Origin of the sequence: Psychrobacter sp. Ps2 (assembly GCF_022129405.1) — a bacterium.
Classification (GTDB): domain Bacteria; phylum Pseudomonadota; class Gammaproteobacteria; order Pseudomonadales; family Moraxellaceae; genus Psychrobacter.
The window spans coordinates 141,314-149,711 of record NZ_JADQAM010000049.1 but is presented as its reverse complement, the minus strand read 5'-3'; the positions used below and the strand labels follow the sequence as shown (position 1 = coordinate 149,711).

General features: G+C 39.4%; 5 protein-coding genes. 4 read left to right on the top strand and 1 reads right to left on the bottom strand.

The genetic code is table 11. From position 1 onward, the window contains the following. The first annotated feature begins 108 nt into the window (after positions 1–108). The gene (locus I3254_RS06595) at positions 109–1,911 is read left to right on the top strand and encodes a GAF domain-containing hybrid sensor histidine kinase/response regulator (RefSeq protein WP_238052178.1); all 1,803 of its coding nucleotides are present in this window, start codon (positions 109–111) and stop codon (positions 1,909–1,911) included. A gap of 158 nt (positions 1,912–2,069) precedes the next feature. Here the strand turns inward: I3254_RS06595 and efp are convergent, their stop codons facing one another. Next, positions 2,070–2,642 (bottom strand): elongation factor P, encoded by a 573-nt coding sequence (gene efp, locus I3254_RS06590; protein WP_057761310.1) that lies wholly within the window; start codon positions 2,640–2,642, stop codon positions 2,070–2,072. 160 nt (positions 2,643–2,802) lie between these two features. On the opposite strand from efp, the gene epmB reads away from it, so the two are divergent. The 3 genes from epmB to I3254_RS06575 all read left to right on the top strand — a co-directional run bounded on the left by epmB (position 2,803) and on the right by I3254_RS06575 (position 8,347). Further along, on the top strand, positions 2,803–3,810 hold the full coding sequence (gene epmB / locus I3254_RS06585) for an EF-P beta-lysylation protein EpmB (RefSeq protein WP_238052177.1): 1,008 nt from the start codon (positions 2,803–2,805) through the stop codon (positions 3,808–3,810). A gap of 369 nt (positions 3,811–4,179) precedes the next feature. After that, the gene (locus I3254_RS06580; RefSeq protein ID WP_238052176.1) at positions 4,180–5,937 is read left to right on the top strand and encodes a hypothetical protein; all 1,758 of its coding nucleotides are present in this window, start codon (positions 4,180–4,182) and stop codon (positions 5,935–5,937) included. Positions 5,938–6,259: 322 nt separating this feature from the next. Continuing rightward, positions 6,260–8,347, top strand: coding sequence for a GGDEF domain-containing phosphodiesterase (locus I3254_RS06575; RefSeq protein WP_238052175.1), 2,088 nt, complete (start codon positions 6,260–6,262; stop codon positions 8,345–8,347). Positions 8,348–8,398 lie beyond the last annotated feature (51 nt).

The following is an 8,398-nucleotide window of genomic DNA, read 5'->3' as shown; positions in this document are numbered from 1 at the left end:
AAGCAGAGTTATGAAAATACGGTCGCTCTTGCTTGTGCTTATATCTGGCTCAAATTATGAATGTTCAACACGCCCTAATACGTCTGATATTATTTAACGGAGTTTACCTTGTCTATATCTAACTCACCTCAGCAGAGCTACCCTGTCGCGGTAGATGAAATAGAGCGTATCAATAAGCTAAGAAAGTATCAGGTACTCAATGAAGATGAGGAGCCTGCGTTTGAGCGGCTTGTTGAACTCGTAAAGCTGTTTTTTGATGTGCCAGTCGTTACGATCACTTTTATGGATGAGGAAACACAGTATTTAAAACCAGCTTGTAAATTTGATAGTGAATCTGACAGTGTATGCACGACATCACGTGACATTGCTTTTTGTAACTATACGATATTGTCCGATGACGTTTTTATAGTGCCAGATACTTGGAACGACGATCGCTTTAGCCAGAATCCCATGGTCTCAGGTTCTCCATATTTACGATTTTATGTTGGTGCTCCTATTATCTTATATGAAGACAATAAAAGGTATCGTCTAGGTACTTTATGCCTTATGGATACGAAACCTAATCATAGTTTTAGTGAGCAACAATCAGAGATCTTGGCAGAGTTTGCAAAAATGGCAGCTGATGCTTTGCAGTTGCAAGATAAGCAGCGTGATGCTAAGCGTGCTAATGAGATGAAATCGAGCTTTTTGGCCAATATGAGTCATGAGATTCGCACACCGATGAACGGTATTATCGGTATGGTAGAGATGTTAGGCGATACCCAACTCAGTAATGAACAGCGAGAATACGTTGATAACATTAAAGTCTCCAATGAGCATTTGATGGTAATCATTAATGGTATTTTGGACTTATCAAAAGTTGAGTCTGGAAAAATGACGATTGATTCTATTCCATTGAATTTATCTAGTTTATGCAATGAGGTCGTCAGTTTATTTGCAATAAAGGCACGTCAAAGAGGCCTGACCTTAGATTATCATTATACTGAAACACTATCACCTTATGTAAACGGTGATCCTGTACGTCTAAAACAGATTATTGCAAACTTGGTCAATAACGCGATTAAATTCACGCGTGAAGGTGGTCAAGTAAGTATCGATGTTAAACATATGGACAATTGCTACTGTCCAAATAACATTAACGAAAAATTCGTGAGTACGAGTCAAGAAAAAGAAGCAAGCAAAATAGAATGCGATGAAACTGGTCAGAATATAACTTTGTGTATAGAAGTGAAAGATACGGGTGTTGGTATCAAAGAAGAGTCGTTAGAGGCGATATTTGATGCTTATGATCAGGCAAATAAATTTACTCATCGTATTTACGGTGGTACTGGACTTGGACTTTCTGTTTGTAAGTCTCTAGTCGATTTGATGGGTGGTCGTATTCATGTAAATAGTGAAGTAGGCGTTGGTACGACATTTAGCGTATTGTTGCCGTTAACTACTATTGATGAAGACAAGTATGAGACATGGCAAGACTCTCACGATACGACCATGATTGAACCTACGCATGAGCGGTCTGGCCATATATTGTTGGTTGAAGATGATACTGTTAATGCGATTATTGCCAAAAAAGCACTAACTAACAGTGGTCATACCGTGACTCATGTTACGGATGGTCAGCAAGCAATTGAGGCTTTTGCTTTATTCCCTGATCGTTATGATGTGATATTGATGGATCATCATATGCCGATTATGGATGGAGTACAGGCGACTATTAAATTGCATGAATTATATGACCCCCAAGTACTACCGCCCATTATCGCTTTGACTGCCAATGCAATGGACGGCGAGCGTGAGAAATATCTGAAAGTTGGTATGCAGGATTATTGCACCAAACCTTTTAAGCAAGAACAGTTGAATGCCTTAGTACAGTATTGGCTGATACAAAAGCAATCATTGGAAGAAGAGTAAATTACTAGATATTAATGTTAGCGTCCGTGGTTAGCATTTCGATATAACTAAGATTGATAAATATAAAAAAAGCTTAACCGCCTATATGGTGGTTAAGCTTTTTTATTGATGATAAAGATATCAGTAAATATCAACTACCAGTTATGTTTAGAGCGATATTAGTTCACGCGAGTTTGGTAGTCGCCAGTACGCGTATCAACACGTACCACTTCACCTTGTTGCACAAATAATGGTACACGTACAACGGCACCTGTCTCTAATTTAGCAGGTTTGCCACCACCGCCTGAAGTATCGCCGCGTACGCCAGGATCTGTTTCTGTGATCTCTAACTCAACGAAGTTAGGCGGCGTGACTGACAGAGGAGCGCCATTAAATAACGTAATGGTACATAGAGCATTACTGTTTTCTTTTAACCACTTGATTGAATCACTCATTGCGTTTTTGTCCGCTTGAATCTGCTCAAAGCTCTCAGGATGCATAAAATGCCAAAACTCGCCATCGTTATATAGATAGTTCATTTCAGTATCCATCACATCAGCAGCTTCTAGGCTGTCACCTGACTTGAAAGTTTGTTCCAGTACTTTGCCACTACGAAGATTGCGCAACTTAACACGGTTAAAGGCTTGACCTTTACCAGGTTTGACAAACTCGTTTTCAAGAATGGCACAAGGGTTGCCATCAAGCATCACTTTTAGACCAGCTTTAAATTCATTAGTAGAAAAACTTGCCACAAGAAACTCCTAGGGGTTGTAAATATAATAGTAAGACATAGGGCTGACTGTACCAAAATTTTCTGTTATGCCAAGTATTTACGGATTAACGAGGATACTTTGATAGGCTAGACACTAAGGGCGTATAATATCGGATTTTGGGCACAGGTAATAGGCTGTCATGATAAACCATTTAATCACACAAAAAAACTGGCAAACGCAATTATCGGAAGCTATTACATCTGTTGATGAGCTATTGAGTATCCTACAGCTTGATTCAATGCGTGCAGAAGTTTACGTACCTAAGCATTTTGAACTGCGTGTGCCGCGTGGCTTTGTGACAAAAATGGCTATTGGCGACCGTAATGATCCCTTGCTTAAACAAGTGCTGCCAGATCAGCAAGAGCAAATTAACGTCACAGGCTACGTAGCAGATCCGCTAAGCGAAAACACTCAAAATCCTGTAAAAGGCTTGCTTCATAAATATCAGTCAAGAGTATTGTTAACGATTACAGGCGCGTGTGCTATTCACTGCCGTTACTGCTTTCGCCAGCATTTTGACTATAGTGCCAATATGCCGACTGCTGATGCAAAAGAAAATATCATCAACTATATTAATGCAAATCCTGAGGTCAATGAGGTAATTTTGAGTGGTGGTGATCCACTAAATGTGACTAATAGACGATTGTTTTCATGGTTAGATACTTTGGAGTCTCTTCCGCAGATTACTACCATTCGATTGCATACGCGTTTGCCATTGGTGATACCCGCACGCTTGGACGCTGCATTGTTAGAGAGGTTATCTCAAAGCCGCTGCAATATTGTCATGGTGATTCATTGTAATCATGCTAATGAAATAGATGCACCAACTGCTGAGTATTTGCAACGTGCGAGAGTAGCTGGGATTACGCTATTGAACCAAGCCGTGTTGCTAAAAGGTGTCAACGATACCCTTAACGCGCAAGTACAGCTTAGTCAGCGTTTGTTTGCTTCTGGCGTGCTACCATATTATTTACATGTGTTGGACAAGGTGGCTGGTGCGGCGCATTTCGATAGTAGTGAGCAAGCAGCGATTGAGCTTTATTGGTCATTGCTAGCATCATTGCCAGGCTATCTTGTCCCTAAGTTGGTTAGAGAGTTACCTAATAAACCTTTTAAAGTGCCGATTGATATTTACAGCAATAGCTAATGTAGGGCACTATATCAATTTAGGAGAATTAGTAAACAAAGAGCGGCTCTTAAAAAAAGATGCGGATAGTATCTTTAGAAACTAAAAGCTAGGATTTATGCTTTTTTATAAGTATAAATAGATATATGATTGGAACAGAATATAGACTGTCAGTATGTAATCTAACTAAAAAGCATATAACGTTAAATACAAAACTTTGCCAGTATGTAGGTATTGTCAGAGCGTACTGCTAGATTTAGGCTCACAATAAATAGATATCATCACTTTTCTATAGTCGAGCTTAACAAACATTTTTTATGCCATACATGTATTTGTACTGCTGCATATTACTGATTGCCTCAGAGTGACTAATAAAGAGTAAAGATACTGATGATAACGTTATCAATGCTTCAAGAGCATTTAGATTCTACAGAGCCACTACCTCCGCTATCTAATCGCTCAGTAAATGGTCAAGAACGTTACTTGTTAAAAATGTTGGCAACGCTACCGGCGCTCAGCCAAGAGCAGCAAACAGAACATTTAGAGAGTCTACTGACAGTATTACGTGAATCCAATATGGATGAACAACAGCGTCTTAAATTAATGGCAACAGTCATTGATGCCTCAGACCGACTGATTGCAGCTTTTAGGCAGCACTATATCTATGAGACAGGCGCGCTTAGTCAGGATCAGATGTCTTATATCGCTCAAATGCAATCGCTACATTATTTAATTATTATGGTTTACGACAAAGTCATACGTCGTGAGACGCAGTTGTCAGAAGCCTCCCTAAACCAATCTTCTGGTAAAGGTTGGCAGCGTTTTTTTGGTGCTGAAACTAAACCTGATAGCACGCTTGCCATTGCGATTTATCAATCACTATTAAGATACCAAAAACTATTAGCAGAAGAAGCACTGTGCTATCGAAAGCCATCAGATTACCTGTGGTCTAAAGTCAATCAGTTATATTATCTGGCTCATCAGAGAAAAGTAGCTGATATTGATTTAAGCATACATACTGTCACGAACCAAACAAACAGTATTCATCAGCTATATTGCCAAATTTGTTTGCATCACTTGTTAAATTTGCGTGCTATGAGGCGCCCGAATATCTTACTCTTACAGCGTCTATTGCCTGAATGGGCTAAACACATGGTCGCGACAATGGAGCCTGCCACCGAGACAAAGGTTTTTGTTGATCTTCATAGCAGTAATCCACCAAGCTATCTGACTGTCAATTCTCATATCAACCCCTATGAAGATCATCATGACTGTCTATTTATAGAACTGACACCAATAGTTGAATATTTTGAGTCACGTAAAAAAGCCTTTATCGAAGAAGGTGGCACAGCAGAATATAGTCTGCTTAATGCTATTTCGATGACCATTAGCTATCGCTATTTGCAGCCGCCACTTACCTTGGCAACCAAATATACTAGCAAGCAGCAGGCAAAGTTAATCACCAATTTTAATGATATACACTACCAAGTAGGTCATTCAAAAACTTTTGCCAATTTGATCGCTATAAAGCATTTACGAGAAGAAGACAGGCCTTTATACGATACATTTGATAGCGAGCGTAGCTGCAGTAGCGTTATAAATATTGAGATATTTGACGACTATGAAAGTTCTTCAGCATATCGCAAACTGCATTTGTTGCCAAAAGCTGGTGAACACAATAAGAATGTTGCCGACGAAATCATTCTCAATAAAGAAGAGCTTATTGTAGAAAAAACTGTCCCTGATCTTTCTATAACAGCACCTCAACCTTTACACATTATGAGCCTGATTTTGGTCTATGGCTCTGAAACCACAGAACAACCTAATTGGTCAATAGGGATGGTACGCTGGTTCAATGTAGATACCAAAAATCCAGAAGTAGAATGGCAAATACTCGGGCATAAAATTGTGGCATGTGGACTGCGTTTGGAAGGTAATCAAAAACGAAGTCGACATTTTGTACCAGCATTTATCCTTGGAAAAGATGAAAAGCTGAACACTACTGGCACGTTGATAGTGCCACCTTCTTACTTTCAACCTGATGATAGAGTTATCATGCGTATTGGCAATAAACAAACTTCTTTACGATTAGGACGCAGGCTGATGATGACTGATAAGTTTAGTCAATACGAGGTGGCTCAGTTATAAAGCTTAGAGGTACTTAGGTGCGACAAGTACTTCAGGCCATAACGAAGAATTTATACAGATTTTTGTCAGTAATATAGTAGGCGACAAAGGGCATAAGTTAATCTGCAGTTGGTCTAATTATTGTCTATAATGATAAATATTGTTACTCTGACTTTTATGATATCTCTAACTATAAAATAATTATCATAGTGAAAACTCAGTCTATACTGATAGGATTCATAGAATATTAACGTTAGCGTCTTTTATGTGCTAGGTTAGTTTTAGACAAAGATGTAAAGTAACAAAATAATAGATAACAATACGTACGACTAAAAGGCTCCTTATGCGCTCTCAATCTCTTTTAAATTTATTGGTGATCAATGACGATCAGCTCTATGCTGAACGTCTTGTGCAGTTATTGAGTCCTTATTATGATAGTGTGAATTTAGGGTTTTTAGACGATAAAGAAGAGCTATTAAAACTTCTGCGCCAACCGTGGGATGTACTGGTATTTGGCAAAGCTTATAATATGAGCTTTACAGATGTGGTGAGCATCGTACAAGAGCAAAATATCGATCTGCCAATGATCTGTTTAACGAATGAAGAGATAGCGTCGACGGCCTACAATGAGTATGAGCTACCGACTGTGATTAGTGGCACGATGGTCAAAGCGCTTGAAATGAATCAAGAAATGCCAGTGGTAATGGCTATTTGTCTACAGCATAGTAGTTTGCGCAGTCGTCGTGAGCTAAAAACCTTACGGCAAGTGCTTTCTGAAGCAGAACAACGTGCCAATGTATTGATTAAGAACTCTAAGAGCGCGGTCGCTTATATAGACGAGGGTATTCATATACTTGCTAATGAGCCTTATCTTCAGCTATTCGGCTTTAAATCGATGAATGAAGTGGTAGGCGTCCCTATTATTGACCTGATTTCAGGTAAAGACAATGTCCAAGGGTTTAAACAGTTTTTACGTCAGTTTGATAAAGGTAGTCGCCAAGACGTTGAGTTTAATTTTGAAAGTGTACGGACAGATGGTAGTACTTTTGAAGCGAAACTACAATTAGCATCAGCCACGTTAGAGGGCGAGCCAGTCATTCAGATTATTATTCAGCAGAATAGTAACAATAGTGCAGAGGTTGCCAAGCGTTTAGCCGAAGCTGAACGTAAAGATAATTTAACTGGCTTAGATAATCGTCGCGGTTTTGAAGATCAGATGATAGCAATACATCAGCAGGCGTCCCAAGGACTAATGATCGCAGCCCTGTTATATGTGCAGGTTGATAATGTAGGAAAAATAAGAAGTAGTTTGGGTCTACAAGGAATAGATGCAACGGTCAAACAAGTTGCCCACACGTTGACTGAGCTAGTACCTGATGGGCATGTAAGCCGTTTCAGCGATACTGCATTCACGATATTAGTAAAAAACAAGACGACGAATGATCTTGAAGAACTTGCTAAAAATATCGGATCCTCTATCAAGGATATGTTTATTGAATTTGATAAACGTACAACCAATACAACAGTTAGTATTGCTGTTGTCAAGATTGAAAAAAATCCTGTAGAGCCTGTCATTATATTAGAACGCGCCATGGATGCTATCAGCCAAATCATGGTAGAGACTTCTAACAGTGGTGGATCTTACCGTATATATGACCCAAGCGAACATGCCAATAGCGATGATCATGCGCTTGCTGAGTCATTAGTGGATGCCATTACTAATAACCGTTTTGATCTATCATTTCAGCCAATATACGACATCAATAACGATCGTAGCGACTTCTTTGAAGTGTATCTACGGTTACCTTTGTCAGATGCTGACAATACGGTATTAACTCCTGATCAATTTATGGCGGTGGCTAAAAAACATCAACTGTTAGAAAAGATCGATCGATGGGTGCTTATCAATGCCTGTAAGAAAATCAATGACGTCCGTAAAGTTCATCCTGAAGCCAAACTGTTAGTACAATTAACCAATGCTTCACTGGTCGATAAAAAATTGCCGATAGTGGCGAGTCAATTGATAAAAGCAGTAGGCGGCGCAGCTGGTGTATTAACGCTACAGTTCAATGAAATAGATATCTCTGATCATCTAACCGTCGCGAAATCTCAATTTTCTGAGCTCAACGATGTCAACTGTCAAATTGGTATTAATAATTTTGGTTCTTCCGCCAAGTCTATTGAAATCGCCAATTTTGTCCAGCCTAATATGGTACGCTTAGCGCGTAGCTATATTCAAGATATTGGTTCAGCAGAGAATTTAGAGACGGTTAAGTCTATTATCACACGTACTAATGACATCAAAGTCGATGTGCTCATGCCTTATATCGAAGATGCAGCAACGATGTCAGTCGCTTGGAGTGTGGGCGCGCGCTATTTGCAAGGGTATTATTTAGAAGAGCCTAGTAGCACAATAAAGGTAGCGAGTTAAAAGGCCAATACATCATATCGTTTATACTATGGCGATGATATTCCTCAACCA